The sequence below is a fragment of the Flavobacterium cheonhonense genome, assembly GCF_035671315.1.
In the GTDB taxonomy this organism is placed as follows: Bacteria; Bacteroidota; Bacteroidia; order Flavobacteriales; family Flavobacteriaceae; genus Flavobacterium; species Flavobacterium cheonhonense.
The window spans coordinates 58723-75088 of record NZ_JAXAVY010000004.1 but is presented as its reverse complement, the minus strand read 5'-3'; the positions used below and the strand labels follow the sequence as shown (position 1 = coordinate 75088).

Genomic DNA, 16366 nt, shown 5'->3' with positions numbered 1-16366 from the left:
TTGATTAATACGGACGTAACAATTCTATAAAGGCATCAATGTTATTAAACAAGAATGGGAAATCAGAAGCTTCAACAAATCCATCTCCATTCAAATCGGTTGGATGATACCCCTCAACGAAGTTATCAATATCATTGAATAAGAATGGGAAGTCAGATGCTTCAACAAATCCATCTTGGTTAATATCTCCAGAATAGAAACCATAAACGCCTTCTGCTAACATTTTCATGTTATCACCATAAGCTTGAGAAGCAGCAGTAGTGAAATCATAAGTTGATGGAGAAGCTCCAACAGCTACAGGATTTGCACTCCAAGTCTCAAGGGAATTTCTATGCTTCACAACAATGTAGAATGAACCGCTAGGCGCAGTAGTAAACGTAGCTACAGCATTACCGTTAGTTTGGAGCATAGCCGAAGCTGAAGCAACCAACTCATAAGTAGTGGCATCACGCAACTCAATAGTTACTGTATCCACATCGGTAGCACTGCTGCCAACACCTTGGTTCATCATTACCGGTCTCATGGCTTGAGCATCCGCATCATAGTAACCTTCAATAAACATTTTAACAGTTACAACGGTTTCACATGGATTAGTAAGATTGCGCAATGGATTAGTATCATCACAATCATTACCTAATGTAGTGGCTGAATAACCTGTTGGAACAGTTGCGCCCCAACATACATTCTCGTTTCCGTTGTCATAACCGTCTCCATCGTTGTCAATGTACAATAAAGTACTTCTCCACTTAGTCGCATCTGTTGGCGCACAATCTTTATTATCTAAAGAGTAACCTGCAGGCGGTGTAGTAGCATCTAAAGCACACACACTTACCAAGCTTCCGGCTCCGTAACCGTCACCGTCAGTATCAGCATAGAATGAATAAGTAGTAAACAATGCTACATTAGCATCATCACAATCGGTATTATTCAAAGCGTATCCTGTTGGAGGTGTAACGGCATCAACCGCACAAACACTTACCAAACTTCCGGCTCCGTAACCATCGCCGTCAGCATCCACATAGAAACTGTAAGACTGAGAACGTGTTCCGTCGTTTGGCGCACAGTCAGTATTGTTAACAACATAACCAACTGGTGGTGTAGTAGCGTTTACAGCACACAATTGAACGGCTGTTCCTGCTCCAAATCCATCACCGTCTGTATCCGCATAGAACGGATATGTAGCGTTTTTAGTGTTATCGTTATCGTCACAATCGGTGTTGTTAACTGAATAACCTGTCGGAGGTGTGGTAGCATTTACAGCACACAATTGAACGGCTGTTCCGGTACCAAATCCATCACCATCGTTATCCGCATAGAACGGATAAGTAGCATTTTTAGTGTTATCAGTATCGTCACAATCGGTATTGTTCGTAACATAACCTACAGGAGCTCCGGTACAAGTAATTTGAGTAACAGCATTGTTACCAAATCCATCACCATCAGCATCAGCATAGTAAGTTACCAAAGGCTGAACTGAAATAACTACCGTATTATTAGCCGTAATAGCTGTAGTACAATTTGGCGTCAAATCGGTTCTGGTTAACGAAGTGATCGCTAATGTTCTACCATTGTTAACCGCCGGTAAAGCCACTGTAAAGGTAGCATTACCTGAAGCGTCTGCCACTACTCCGGTGATAGCTGTTTGAGCAGTACCGTTAATAGTGTAACCAACTGTAGAAGTACTGTTAGGCAACAAACCGCTTAAAGCAAACGTAGTTTGTGAACCTGAACAAGTAACACTTGGCTGGGTGATAGAACTCAAGGTAGACGGTGTTAAAACATTCACGGCAACAACAGAAGAATTAGTACATCCTAAACTGCTAGTATTAGTTACTGTGTATGAAGCTGAAGTATTTGTTTTAACATAAACAGATGTAGCTACTCCTCCGGTATACGCAACTGTACCCGCAGCATCAGTAAACAATCCTGTAGTTGGTGACCAAGTTGTCAAATTATTCAACACACCAAATTGCATATTGTTTCTTCGAGTTTGCGCATAAGTAGCAGTTGTAGCAGCAGCAACTGTAGCAGCAGACTCACCATCAGATCTATAGTATAAAGTTGCTGTATTAGTTGTAGTATTATAAGTCGCCACATTAGTACCTAAACCTCCATTGTCATTGTTAGAGAATGTAAATTCTACTATCAAACTTCCTCCGGTGTAAGTAAAGTTACTATCTAAAGCCAAAGTATTCCATCCTACCACCGGTTGATAACTCGCTGCATTTCTTACAGTAGTTGTTCCGGTTTCGAATGTAGAAGTAGCAAAGTTAGTGGTCGAAGTATTCTTCATTTTAACAGTAAAGTTTTGAAGAGTTCTCGTTTCTACAGCACTTAAGTTAATCGCTACGGAGCTTAGTATTGCACCATTCGTAATACCTAAAGCAGTCAACTCAGCAGCAGTATACAACGTTTGTTGTCTTGTACCACCATAGTATGATTGCATTGGGTTTGGACTTAAAGCCCCTACTGAAGAGCTTCCGGTTGTTGATGAAGTACCTGTACCTGAAGTTATGATAGTTGAACTAGTATTAGTTACTGTCAATAACTGAGGAACACCTGCACATACATCTAAATTAGATGACGAAACAATTGGAGCAACTGGCTGGCTAACTGTTAAGGTAGCAACATTAGAAGTAACTGACCCACAAGGTGCAGCACCCGAAACCACAACGCGATATTGGTAACCGCTCATGGCTGTAGTAACAGCAGCAACAGTTAACGATGCATTGGTTTCACCAGTTAAAGCACTCCAACCTGAACCGGTGTTTACTTCCCATTGGTAACCCAAAGAAGTTCCGGTAGCAGTTACAGTAAAGGTAGCATTAGCCGCATTACATACTGTAGTATTAGCCGGTTGAGTACCAATTGCAACAGCAGTATTTACAGTTAAGGTAACCGCAGTAGAAGTTACAGCACTACAAGGAGCAGCACCAGAAACTATCACTTGGTATTGATTACCGTTCATATCGGCTGTCAAACTGTTTAAAGTCAAAGTAGCCGAAGTAGCTGAAGCAACATTACTCCATGAAGCACCACTATTAGTGCTCACTTGCCATTGGTAAGCCAAACCGTCACCGGTAGCAGCCACTGTGAATGTTGCTGAACCAGCTGAACATCCTGTAGCGCTTGATGGCTGTGTAGTGATGGCAACAGCTTCTTTAACAAATAAAGTAGCCCCATTTGAATTCACCACACCATTGAGTACACAACGGAATTGTTTGTTGTTATCCGATAAAGTCAATCCTGATAAAGACAACGTAGCCGTATCAGCATCAGCATAAATACCACCATTGGTAATATTGGTCCAGTCAACACCATTGTTGGTGCTCACTTGCCACTGATAAGTATCAACAATACCTGTGGTAGTTACAGCAAAAGTTGCAGTATTAGCGCCGGCACTACAAGCGGTAAAGTTTACCGGATTTGTAGCAATAGCAGCAGTGCTAACGGTTAAAGTAGCAACTGAACTTGTAACCGAAGTACAAGCAACAGCACCGGAAACAACAACTCGATATTGGTAACCGTTCATCTCAGCAGTTACAGCAGTCAAACTCAAAGTAGCTGCAGTTTCTCCTGACAACGCTGACCAACCTGAACCACTGTTAACTTCCCATTGGTAAGTTAAACCGGTACCGGTAGCAGCAACTGTAAATGAAGTATTATCACCAGGTAACTGAGAAACACTAGCTGGTTGAGAAGTAATAGCTACAGCATTGTTAATAGTAACTTCAAAAGTAGAAACACTATTAGGACACCCAGCAACAGTCACAGTATTTGTAACCGTATAAGTACCCGCAGCAGAAGAAGCTAAAGTAATAGCTCCGGTAGTAGCGTTGATACTTAATCCTGCCGGACTGGCTGTGAAGGTACCTGCTGATCCTGTTATAGTAGGAGTTGCAGTACCTTGATTAGTACAATATGTAGCAAAATCATAAGCAAATGCTGAAGTAAGTGCTTGATTAATAACTACAGTTGTAGTAGCCGTTTGAGCAGTACAATAAGTAGTTGGCAACATAGTATAAGTTACGGTATAAGTACCTGGTGTACTAGCCGCAACATCAATAGCTCCTGTAGAAGGATCAATTGATAAGCCCGCTGTAGAAGAATAAGTTCCTCCGGTAGTACCGGTAAAGGTTACCGTAGCAGTTGTAGCTGTACTACAGTAAGGAGAACCTGCATAAGAAATAGTAGCTGCCGGTAAAGCATCTACAGTAGCAACTACAGCAGTTCTGGCTGAAGCACAACCTACTGAAACAGCAGCTATATTGTGGAAATAATTATAAGAACTTGTTGAAATAGCGGAATCATAACCACTGGTTATAGTACCTAAAGTGCCCAAATTGTTAAAGGCAGCAGTAGCATAATTTGCTCCGGTACTAATTCTGTTAACACTTTGCGAGAAAGAAGCTAACAAACGGTAAGTCGTACCCGAAGTAACCGGCAAATTAAGGTTCATAGTATAGAACCCGGCTGTTCCGCCTTGTGGTATAGATAAGTTTACAGAAGAACCAACTTGTGTTCCTGTAGTATTATCTACCAATCTAACTACAACATTGTTGGTAACATTCAAAGTAGGCGAATAGTATTGAGCTGATACAATGGTTCCATTGTTTGTCGCTGTAAACACAATTCCTCTCTCTGAAGAAGCACCGGTTGAAGTTGGCACAGAGGTATTACCCAATCCGGTTTGACTTCTCAAACCTGAAGCAGTACTAGCTTCAGCATAGTAAGTAGTCGTAGCAGAAATACTTGGTGTAGTAAAACTGGTTCCTGTTCCTAAAACAGCACCTCCGGTTGCAGCAGCATACCAGTTGATAGTTGAACCTTCATTGGCGGTAGCTCCTAAAGTTACAGTACCGGTTCCACATCTTCCTGCCGGAGTTGAATCCGTAACAATTGGATTGAAAACAGTTAAAGCAACTGTATTAGAAGTAGCCGTTAATCCGCTTTCTGAACAAGTTACTACGCAGTTGTAATAAGCATCAGCTGAAATACTACCCGTAGATAAAGTAGCTGAAGTTTCTCCTGAAATAGGAGCAAAATCAACACCATTAGTAGAAGAATACCATTGGAATGTAATACCAACAACACCACTTGTATAACCACTTAAAGTTATAGTAGTTCCAACACCTCCTAAACATAGAGAAGAAGTAGGCGCCGAAGCAGTACCGGCTACAGGTGTTCCTGAACAAGATGGTGCTGGGTTGATGTTAATAGTATAATCCTCAAATGTAGCCCAAGTACCTGCATAGCAAGGATCCACCCCGGCATCAGTATCAGAACCACCTATTCTCATTCTGTGAGCCCCTAGTGGAGCAGTTAATGGAATAGAGAAACTACCTGATAAAGTGGTTGGGTTATCACTAGCCGATAATCCATAATAAACCTGCTCACCGGCATCATTAAAATCAGCATCATCATTAAAGTCGATCCAAATTTTAGTACCATAAGCATATCCGGTAGCATAAGTAATAGCAAAATTAACGGTAGACAATCTTTCTGCTGTTGTACTTTGAGCAGTGAAATCACCATAATTTCCAACCTCAGCACCGGTAGTGTTGTTGATATCACCCATAGTAACATTGGTAATACCGATTCCGTCAACAGAAGATGGTGCTGGAGTACAATAGAAAATTACGGTTAATTGACCTCCGGTTGAAGTCACTGAACAACCATTATTGGTTACCACACAACGGTAGAAGTTAGCGCTTCCCAAAGCAGTAGCAGCTGAAGTGGTAACAGTCAAAGTAGCACTATCAGCACCGGTATAAGTAATACCTGCTGGTGTAGCATCAGTCACATTGGTATAAGTACCGTTCAAGGTAGTTGAACGTTGCCATTGATACGAAGTAGCCGCACTTGGTACTACTGTAAAAGTAGCTGCATTACCTCTCAAGATAGAGGCGTTAGCAGGCTGTCCGGTGATAGTAGGGTTATTAATAAATAATGTAGCTGCATCAGTTGTTACCGATGTACAAACAGCATTACCTGAAACCACTACTCTATATTGAGTACCATCAGCACTTAAAGCTGGATTCACAATAGAAATCGAAGCCGTTGTTGCTCCTGTTCCTGTGTAAGCACTCCATGAAGCACCATTATTAGTACTCACTTCCCAAGCATAGGTCAAATCTGAACCGGTAGCTGTAGTCGAGAAAGTAGCTGTACCTCCTGTTGCACAAACGGTTTGGTTGGCCGGATTTGAAGCAACTACCGGAGCTTTCACAGTAAGTGTGGCACCATCACTAGGCAAATAGAAGTTAATCAAACATCTGAATTTCAAACCATTATTAGCTACAGCTATTCCGGAAACTTCTAATGTTAATTGATCAACACCGGTAAATGTTAAACCGGTAACAGCATCAAAGCCATCAACTAAACTTTCATAGTTCACACCATTGTCTGAACTCACTTGCCACTCTATTCCATAAGGCTCGTCTCCTGTAGTAGCAATACTGAATGAAGTACTGTTAGGAGCACAAACCGTTACACTCTGAGGTTGTTGCCCAATACCGGTATTATCAACCGTTAAGGTAGCAACTATTGGCGTTAACGGAGCACAAGGCGCATCACCGGTAACGATACATTGGTATTGATAACCGGTCATGGTTTCATCAATGTTAGACACAGTCAAGTTAGCAGTAGTAACATTAGAATAAGTAGCGTCTTCTGACAAATCAACCCATCCTGAACCATCATTCAACTGCCATTGGTAAGTATATACCGGTCCGGCTTGTGTAGCCACCGTGAAAACTTTACTACTTCCTGGGATAGCAATATGAGAAACAGTCGTTCCAATTGGGTTAATAGCACCCGGATCAGTTACCGTAACTACAACTTCTTGTGTCGATTGACATCCTGTAGTAGTATCCGTAGCAGTAACTGTATAAGTAGTAGTAGCTAATGGACTTACAGAAATCGAAGCCGTCGTAGCCGAAGTAGACCAAACATAAGTTTGACCTGAACCGGTAACTTCTAAAGTAACCGACTGACCTTTACAGATAGTAACATCATCAGTTACAGTAAATACCGGTAAAGCTACTGGAGTTACTGTAGTAGTGGCAGTAGTGGTACAAGCGCCATTAGCTGCAGTAGCAGTATATACTCTTTCTGTAGAAGGTTTTGTATAAACCACACTAGCATTACCGCCAGTATAGGCAATAGTTGAACTAGCATCAGTATATAAATCATCACTTGGAGACCAAGTCATAGGAGTTGGTACTGAAGTCGTATATGTGAACACAACAGAGGGTCTGTTAGCATATGTCGTTCCACCACTCGTTGCAGTACATGCCCCACTCGAACCTTTTAAATTTACATTTGATAATGCTGCTGGTGTAGTAGCGGATAATGTAGAAGTTGTTCCAATTGTAGCAACTGTATAACAAATATTTACTACAACATTTGAGCTACCATCCCAAGCGAATGGAGTTGTAAAAGTATGTAAGTTTGTACCCGATACAGCAGTATAAGTCGCAGCAGTATATACTTGGGTAAACGTTCCTGTCAAGAATGTCGATGTAAGTGCTGTGGCACTAGTATTAGCTAAACTAATAGTATAGTTGTTAGATGAACCACTACCTACTGAAGAAACATTAAATGCAATAGATGTGATATTTCCACCTGTTGTAAGACCAAGAGCATTCAACTCTGATTTTGTGAATAACAATTGATGTCTGAAATCACCTGCACCATAACCATATCTGTAAACTCCTTCAAATTCAGTAGTCGTTGGAGTAATTGAAAGTGTTCCTGAACCACCAATAGTTCCTCCAGTTGCCGTTAATGACATTACGCCATTAGTACAAACTGAAGCAGCACCTTGGGTAATAGTAACAGCGGTAGGATAAGGAGCTACGGTCACTACAACAGTAGCAGCAGCAGTTGTACAACCATTGGCGTCAACTCCCGTTACTGAGTAGGTTGTTGTAGCTGTTGGGGTAGCAACTACACTGGCACCACTTGTAGCATCTAGGGTAGCACCCGGGGTCCATGTATAGGAAACCGCACCCGAAGCAGTTAAAGTTGTACTGTTACCGGTACAAACTGTTACAGCAGGTGAAACAGATAAAGTAGCCGGAGCAATAACCGTAGTAGTTACAGCAGCTCTTGGGCTCTCGCAACCTCCCGGACTAACAACAGATACATAAAAAGTAGTCGTAGCACTTACGCTCGAAGTGTAAGTTGTAGATGTACTGTTTTGTAAAGCCGTAGTAGTCGTTTCATCAGCGTACCACTTAAAGGTTGGTGTAGTATAACCATTAGTATCCGCTACAGACACTAAAGGAACTCTGGCACCACACTGGGTAGCATTAGTTACTGTTGGTGCTGTTGGCGGTGTGAAAACAGTTACCGTAGTAGTAGCTGTACCGGTACATCCGGTTACACTATTGTAAGCCGAAACAGTGTAAGCAGTAGTACTAGTAGGAGAAACGGTTAAAACATTACCAGTAGTGCTGGATGGATCATTCCAAGTGTAAGCTAAGGTACCAGGACCTTGAATAGTTGTTTGACCTGCAAAAGTAAATTTAGGTCTACTGGTTCCTGTACCGGAGGTGCCAAAATCAACTGCTGCTGAAAATGGACACATTGTAGAAGCTATAGTACTATCTTTAAGTCCATAAACAGTACATGTAAACCCTGGATTATCTGTTCTAACAGTAGTTGAAGTTGTTGATGTAGCTGTAGGGTTTTTAGCCCAACAGAAAGACAAAACGATATTAGAAGTTCCGTCCCAGTTAAAAGGAGTAGAAAAAGTCAATGTATTAACACCGATTGTTGTAGCATAAGCTCCGTTAGTACCGGAACCTGAAAACACTTGTGTTAATCCAGTCGTTATCATTGGCATGGCAGCTGCTGTTGCAGTAGTATGTCCAATGTTTAGAGCAAACCCTTCATAGCCATTAAATGCTGTAGTCGCTTCAAACGCAAGAGATGTGATATTTCCTGCAAGTAAACCGGCAGCGGTTAATTCTGAAGCTCTTATTATGTATTGCGTTTTAGCACCACCATAAGTACCAGGGAACATAGAACCTCCGGCAGTAGCACTAGTACTAGCACCAGCTCCTAAAGCTACATTTCCGGCTCCAATAACATTAGTTGTAGCAGTTAAAGTAGATGAAGCACCAACACAAATTGAAGAAGGAGCAACAGTAGCATTAACTACCGGTAAGGCAGTTGGCGTTACAACTACAGTAGCGGTAGTAGAACAACCACCTCCTGTAGCAGTCAACGTATAAGTGGTAGTAGTCGTTGGGCTAAAAGTCCATCCGGTAGTTTCATTGCCTGAAACGGTGGCAGAATTAGACCAAGAATAAGTATCATAACCACCATTAGTAGCAATGGTTACCGGAGTCAAACTCGCAGCACCACTACAGTTAGTAGCAGTTGAAGCAGAAAGAGCAAAGGCAAAAGGCGATGTTACTGTTACAATAACAGCAGTTCTTGGACTTTCACACAAACCATCTGCACTAACCTCAGACACATACAAAGTAGTAGTAGCGGCAACCGTAAATGGTGACACTAAAGTACTACCGGTTTGACCCGAAATAGCTGTACCTCCTGTAGCAACAGTATACCAACGGAAAGTATTACCAGGTGTACCGGTTCCTGCAACAGAACAAGTAGGTGTACCCGTACCACATTGAGTACTGTCTGTTCCTGTTGGAGCAGGTATAGTAGTATTAACAGTCACCGCACTTGTAGTCAAACTGTTCACACAACCCGCTGCAGAAGTTGCAGTAGCGGTAAACGTTCTTGAAGTAGCAGTGCCACTGGTATTAGTCACAGAAGTAGTACCGGTAGCAGTAGCAACCGCAGGAGTAGTATTCCATGACCAAGTGTAAGTAGAAGCTAAATTAGTAGCTTTAACACCTGCAAATGTAAATTTAGGTCTACTCGTTCCCGTACCAGATGTTCCAAAATCTGCAGCTGCAGAAAATGGACACATAGTGGAAGCTATCGTACTATCTTTTAATCCATATACAGTACATGTAAATCCTGGAGCATCAGTTTTTACAGTAGTACTTGTTGTTGAGGTAGCCGTAGGGTTCTTAGCCCAACAGAATGATAAAACGATATTAGAAGTTCCATCCCAATTAAAAGGAGTAGAAAAAGTTAATGTGTTTACACCAACTGTGGTTGCGTAAGCACCATTAGTCCCTGAACCAGAATAAACTTGAGTTAAACCTGTTGTAATCATTGGCATTGAAGCTGTAGTTGCAGCAGTCTGACCAATATTCAATGCAAATCCTTCATATCCATTAAATGCTGTTGTAGCTTCAAATGCTAATGAAGTAATGTTTCCTGCAGTTAAACCTAGAGCAGTTAACTCTGATGCTCTGATTATGAATTGTGTTTTAGCACCTCCATAACTACCAGGGAACATTGAAGATCCAGAAGAAGAACTAGTAGAAGCTCCTGCCCCTAAAGCAACAGTTCCATTTGCAATAGCAACACTTGCTGCTGCTAAGCTAATGTTAGCATCACTACAAACTACAGCTGGTGTAGCCGTAACGGCAGAAATTATAGGTAGCGGATTTACAGTAACTGTAACTGTTCTGGTGAAAGAACAATCGCCATTAGTAGTGAATGTATAAACATAAGTTCCCGCAGCAGTAGGCGTAACTACAGCAGAGTCTCCGGAAATAGCGGCAGTAGCACCACTACCTGTAGTAGCACACACCCAAGAAGAACTAGTGGTGTTTGGAACACCTGTATAAGTAGCAGATAAAGTAACTGATTGACCTATACAAACCGAAGTGGAACTGGCAGCCACAGCCACATCAGTAACAGTTAAAGCAGCTGCACTGGAAGTAACCGGACTACAAGGAGCAGTACCACTCACAACCACACGGTATTGGTTGCCGTTTAAAGCAACACCCGGAGTATTGATAGTGTAAGTAGCTAGTGTAGCCCCTGAAATATTATTCCATGAAGCGCCTGAATTAGTACTTACTTGCCATTGATAAGCAACACCCGATCCCGTAGCGGCACTGGTAAATACTACCGAAGCAGCATTAGAACAAACCACTTGACTTGAAGGTTGAGTACCAATTACAACAGCATCATAAACGGTTAAAGTAGCCGTATTAGAAGTAAGGACCCCACCGTTTAATTTACAACGGAACAAGTATCCTGATAACGAAGAATTAATCCCCGACAATACCAAGCTACTACCTGTAGCATCACCCGGTGCAGTAAACCAATCCGTACCGTTAGTAGAGTACTCCCATAAATAAGAAGTCACAGCTCCTGTTGCGGTAACCGCAAAAGTGGCTGTAGCATTACTACAAATAGTTTGGTTAGCAGGTTGCTGCGTGAAAGAAACTGTACTCACAGTTAAAGTAGCAGCACTAGAAGTAACAGGAGCACAAGGTGCGGTTCCTGACACTATTACTCTATATTGTGTACCATTTAAGGTGGACGGTGCAGTAGCGATAGCATAAGTAGCCGCCGTTTCACCTGATATATCATTCCAATTAGTACCATCAAAAGATTGCCACTGATAAGTCAAACCGGTACCGGTAGCTGTAACACTAAAGGAAGCATTACCGTCCTCTAAAGCCGTTTGATTGGCCGGTTGAACAGTAATAGCAACTGGAGTATTTACAGTGACTACTGAGGTAGCCGTATTTTGACATCCGTTAGCATCTGTTCCGGTTACGGTATAAGTAGTAGTAGTACTAGGAGTAGCCGTAGGATTAGCCACATTAGCAGCAGACAAACCTGTAGCCGGTGACCAAGTATAAGAAACACCTCCGGTGGCAGTCAAACTGGCACCGGCACCACCTGCACAAATAGAAGCATTGCCACTAGTAGCTATGGTTGGTAAAGCATTAGGAGTAACAGTTACAGTTGAACTTATAGGACAGCTACCTAAAGTAGAAGTAGCGGTATAGGTACGTTCAACAGTCGATTTAGAATAAACCACAGTAACATTCTGTCCGGCATAAGGTACAGTTGCAGCCGCATCGGTAAACAAATCAGTTGATGGCGACCATGAAAACGCTGGCTGTGCAGGTCTGGTGAAAGTGAATGTTGTACCGGACAATAAGTTATTAGTATTAACACCTGTATTCTCTGTACTTGTAGATGAAGTTGATGTCGTAATAGGCGACAGCGGAGTAACACTTATAAAATTTGTACTGGCTGTTCCAGAAATACCAATAGAACAAGTTGGCGATGACAAAGCGGCGCTTTGTGAACCATAAACAAATTGAATGTTTCCGTTTTCATACAACAACACTTGCATATCTATAGTAGGGTTGGTAGCACTTCCTGAACCGGCTACGTGCATACCGGTCCATTGAACAGTAAGTATTCTGTTTGGCGCGGTACCTGTTGTAGTGTAAATTACACTACCTCCGGTAGTATTGTTATCATCCCACAATGGAGCTATTGCATTTGCTGTAGAAGACAAAGCATTACCTGAATAACCCGTTACACCTACAGTAGTATCTCCTACTATAATTAAACCGTTTGAGGATACTGAAAAAACTGTATGAGTTTGACCTCGGTAAGGGAAAGTAAATCCAATTGGCAAGTTACCTACTCCAACGTCATCTCCAATAGCGCCCGTCCCAACATTGGTTCCGGTTATTGGGGTATAGGTTCCGGCTGATGCATTAAATGCATAACTTGGAATATTAACTGGAACAGTTCCCCCGGTGGCAGTCAAGGTAGTAGTACCACCCAAACAAGCGATAGCTGGATTTTTAGTGATGGTAATAGCACTGGCAACCGGACTAACAGTAACAGCAACAGTATTAGTAGCGGTACACCCGGCAGTACTAGTACCGGTTACGGTATAAGTAGTATTTGTCGTTGGGTTAGCAGTAACACTGGCCCCGGTACTAGCTGACAAACCGGTACTTGGTGACCAAGCATAAGTGTTAGCGCCCGTAGCGGTTAAAGTAGTACTGCTTCCGGAACATATCGTTACGGCAGAACTAACCCCAACCGTTGGTGCATCAGCGGTGGTAAACGAAGAACTTGAATCAGCAGAACCTGCCGGATTAGTCACTCGTATAATACCATCAACCACACCCGCAGGCGAAGTAACTGTTAAACTGGTAGCCGTTTGACCCGTAATAGTCCCAACCAAAGTTACCCCTGAAGGACCATTAAACAATACCGAACTAACAGTATCCAAACCGGTACCTGTAATGGTTACTACAGAACCTCCTGCAGCACACAAGAAAATGGGCGCCGACGGACTGAAAGGCGTAGTAAACCCGGTAATGGTAGGAGTCGAAATGGTCCCTTGAGCAAACTCATAAGCTCCCATATCCGGTGCACTAGCATCTCTGGTAGCACCACTGTAATCTGTAGTATAGCCGGCGATTACCTGAGCATTACCTCCGGCCAAGTTAATGGCGCCGTTGGCAAAGTTCAAATAGTTGGCATTAGCTCCGGTAGTACTGGCAAACGTTGGATTTTGCGATTTGGAAGCGGTTTCTCTTGTTCCAACCAAAGTTTGGAATGGACCAAAAGCATAAGTCGTTGTACCATTATTATATACACCACTAGTACCAAAGAACAAGTTATTGTTAGAGGTGCTGGCATAGTTGTTCAAATCAGTAGAAGCACTTCTTCTGAATGCAACAGCCAATCCCGTACCATTGGCACCCGATGCGTTAACAATAATATTATTTCTTAAGTCCAAAGTAGCAGTAGTTGCCGTGGCATTATAAGTATGGAAAATCCCCGAAGAACCAAAATTGGTTCCGGTAGAAGTAGCATTCAGGTATATAGTGTTATAATACACCTTATTTGTTGCAAGAGTAGCAGTAGAAGTAATATTTATACCTCTAATAGCATCAGATGTTGATGAAGTTATAGGTGCAGACAATCCGCCAATAATATTATTATAAACATTATTATTGACTCCTCCCGCAATTCGAATACCATTAACAATACCCGCAGCGTTATTCGCTGTTAAACCATAAATCTTATTACGGTATAAATTTGTCAGATTACCTGAAGCCAAGTCAATACCAATAACAGTAGCAGCACCAGTAGAACTAATATTACCTATGGTATTACCATACACATTCATAGTTGTACTAGTACTCCCTGTAACGCCCAAAGCAATTATTGAACTGGCATTTGTAATATTTGTGATTGTATTTCCAGTTGTTACAGAACCAGCCGACTGCCATCCTGAATACATTACACTAATAGCACCTGCACCAGTAGTAATATTGTTGAAGACATTGTTTTGTATACTTGCAACAGGCCCACCTGCAGCTACACCATCTTGAACTAGTAAACCATTAAAAGCAGTAGCACCTGTTAAAGTAATATTAGAAAAATTATTACCATTAAAGGTTGAAGTAACAGTAGCTGTAGAACTTGCTGATGTTGAAAAAACTGTTACAGTACCTCCGGCACCCGTTTTATTAAAAGCAGTTACAATAGAGTTATTACTAAAACTCATTGAACCACCCGAGGGAACAAGGATGGCATGAGAAACAAAAGTCACACTTCCCGTTGTGTTGGAAGTAATGTTAGTAAAAGTATTCCCATTAACGGTATTAAATTTATTTACACTTAAGGCTGTAATAAAAGTAATTGTACCAGATGCAGCAGCCGAATAACCCGCTGCAGTAAAATTATTATTATTAATATTCAGCGTGCTTGTTGCACTAGCTGAACCTGACGGCATATTTATACCATTAATAGCACCTGTAAGCACACCACTTGTCAGAGATAACGTATTATTATTAATAGTATTAGTAAATGTAGCTGTTGGCGCATTAGAAGCCGCTTGTATTTGAATACCATTTAAAGTTCCCGAAGTGACACCACCATTGGAAGATGTAATACTATTGTAAGACACATTAAACCCATTAGAGTTACGAACCAAGATTCCGTTTACGGTACCTGAAACGGTGACATAACCGGAAAAAGTTCCCGTAGTACCGAAATTTGTGATAGTATTACCGGTACCGGAAGAGGAACCTCCAATATCAATACCTGTATTAGCATCAGCAATAGCAGTTGGACCTACTACTACTATACCCAAATTCACATTGCTTATGGCATTCCCATAAATTTTCAAACCACTATTACCCCCACCTGTACCGGTAGCGGTAGCCAATGTAGTAACTACAGTTGCAGTATGCGTTGAGTTACTGTAAATACCAAACGTATTTTGGTAAGTTCTATTCAAAGTAATAGTATTATTTTGAATAGTACAGTTTTGCGCACCGTTGGTTGCGGTAGCATAAAACAAAGCAACCCCAAACTCTGTCATGTTGTTGGTGCCTGCAGCAGTTGTAGTGTTACTGGCATTCTCCAACATCGTGAAGTTTTGAATGGTTATCCAATCACCTCCGGTGATCTTAAAGATAGCATCCACTAAAATACCGGAAGCCTGAGGAGTTGGAGCCGTAATCGTGCTCGAACTACCCTGGATAGTAATGGTATTAGTAGACGTACCTGTTGCGGTGATGTTGTAACCACCTGCTGGCGCCGTCTCATTTCCGCTCAGGGTAATCACCACTGGCGAGGAAATGGTGGCAGCATTTAAGGCCGTGACTGCTGCAGACAAACTCGGATAGGTGGCCGCTAAGCCTGACCCTCCGTTAGTGGTAACCTGAGCATTCACACCAAAAACACCAAACATAACAAAAAACAGTAGCAATGCCACTCTCTTTCGCCATGCTTTAATACACGTAGCTCCTGAGCTACTGTACCACGAATCGTAATTGTTGTTCATTATTAAAAAATTGGGTTAGAAATAATTCTCTTTATTGATAAGCATTTGCATTATCATATATTTTTAGTTTGATTTTGTATCATATAATTGACAGAGTAGGTTGCCATGACCGCCACCGCCGCTACCAATAGCGCGCAATAGCAAACGCCTCAGATAACCACTGACGAAGTGACTTTGTCCCTTGAAAAAGAAAGTGGAAAAACTGTTCCATATAGCCAAAGCAGTATGACTCAAAAAACCCATTAAGACAAGAAAAAAAGCAACGTTTACGGATGCTTTTCGGTTGTTATTCCCACTAATAAAAGTGTTATTATCGGGGAAAATTGGGCAATAAATTGAAAACAGCTTTAATGTAAAAAAATCGTAAAATTGTGGCATTTCGGTTATTTACAAAAAGTTAACAGACTGTTAATATAGAAAGATAATCAGTTATGATTTTAGAAAAAATTTACATAATCGATAAAAAACATCAAAATCCGACGAAAAGCACAAGGTTGTAATCCAACGCTTATAAGGCTATTTTTCTTATGAAGGCAGCGCAAGCCACACAAAATTACAACCACTATAAAATGAAGGAATTAAACAAAATACCAACCAAAAACAGCAAATACCACCCAAAGGAAAGCCAACACTCCTACC

General features: G+C 41.7%; 1 protein-coding gene. It reads right to left on the bottom strand.

What is annotated here, in order from left to right:
- Positions 1 to 4: 4 nt before the first annotated feature.
- Complete coding sequence (locus SK086_RS10055; protein WP_324691412.1) at positions 5 to 15727, bottom strand: beta strand repeat-containing protein; 15723 nt, start codon at positions 15725 to 15727, stop codon at positions 5 to 7.
- Positions 15728 to 16366 lie beyond the last annotated feature (639 nt).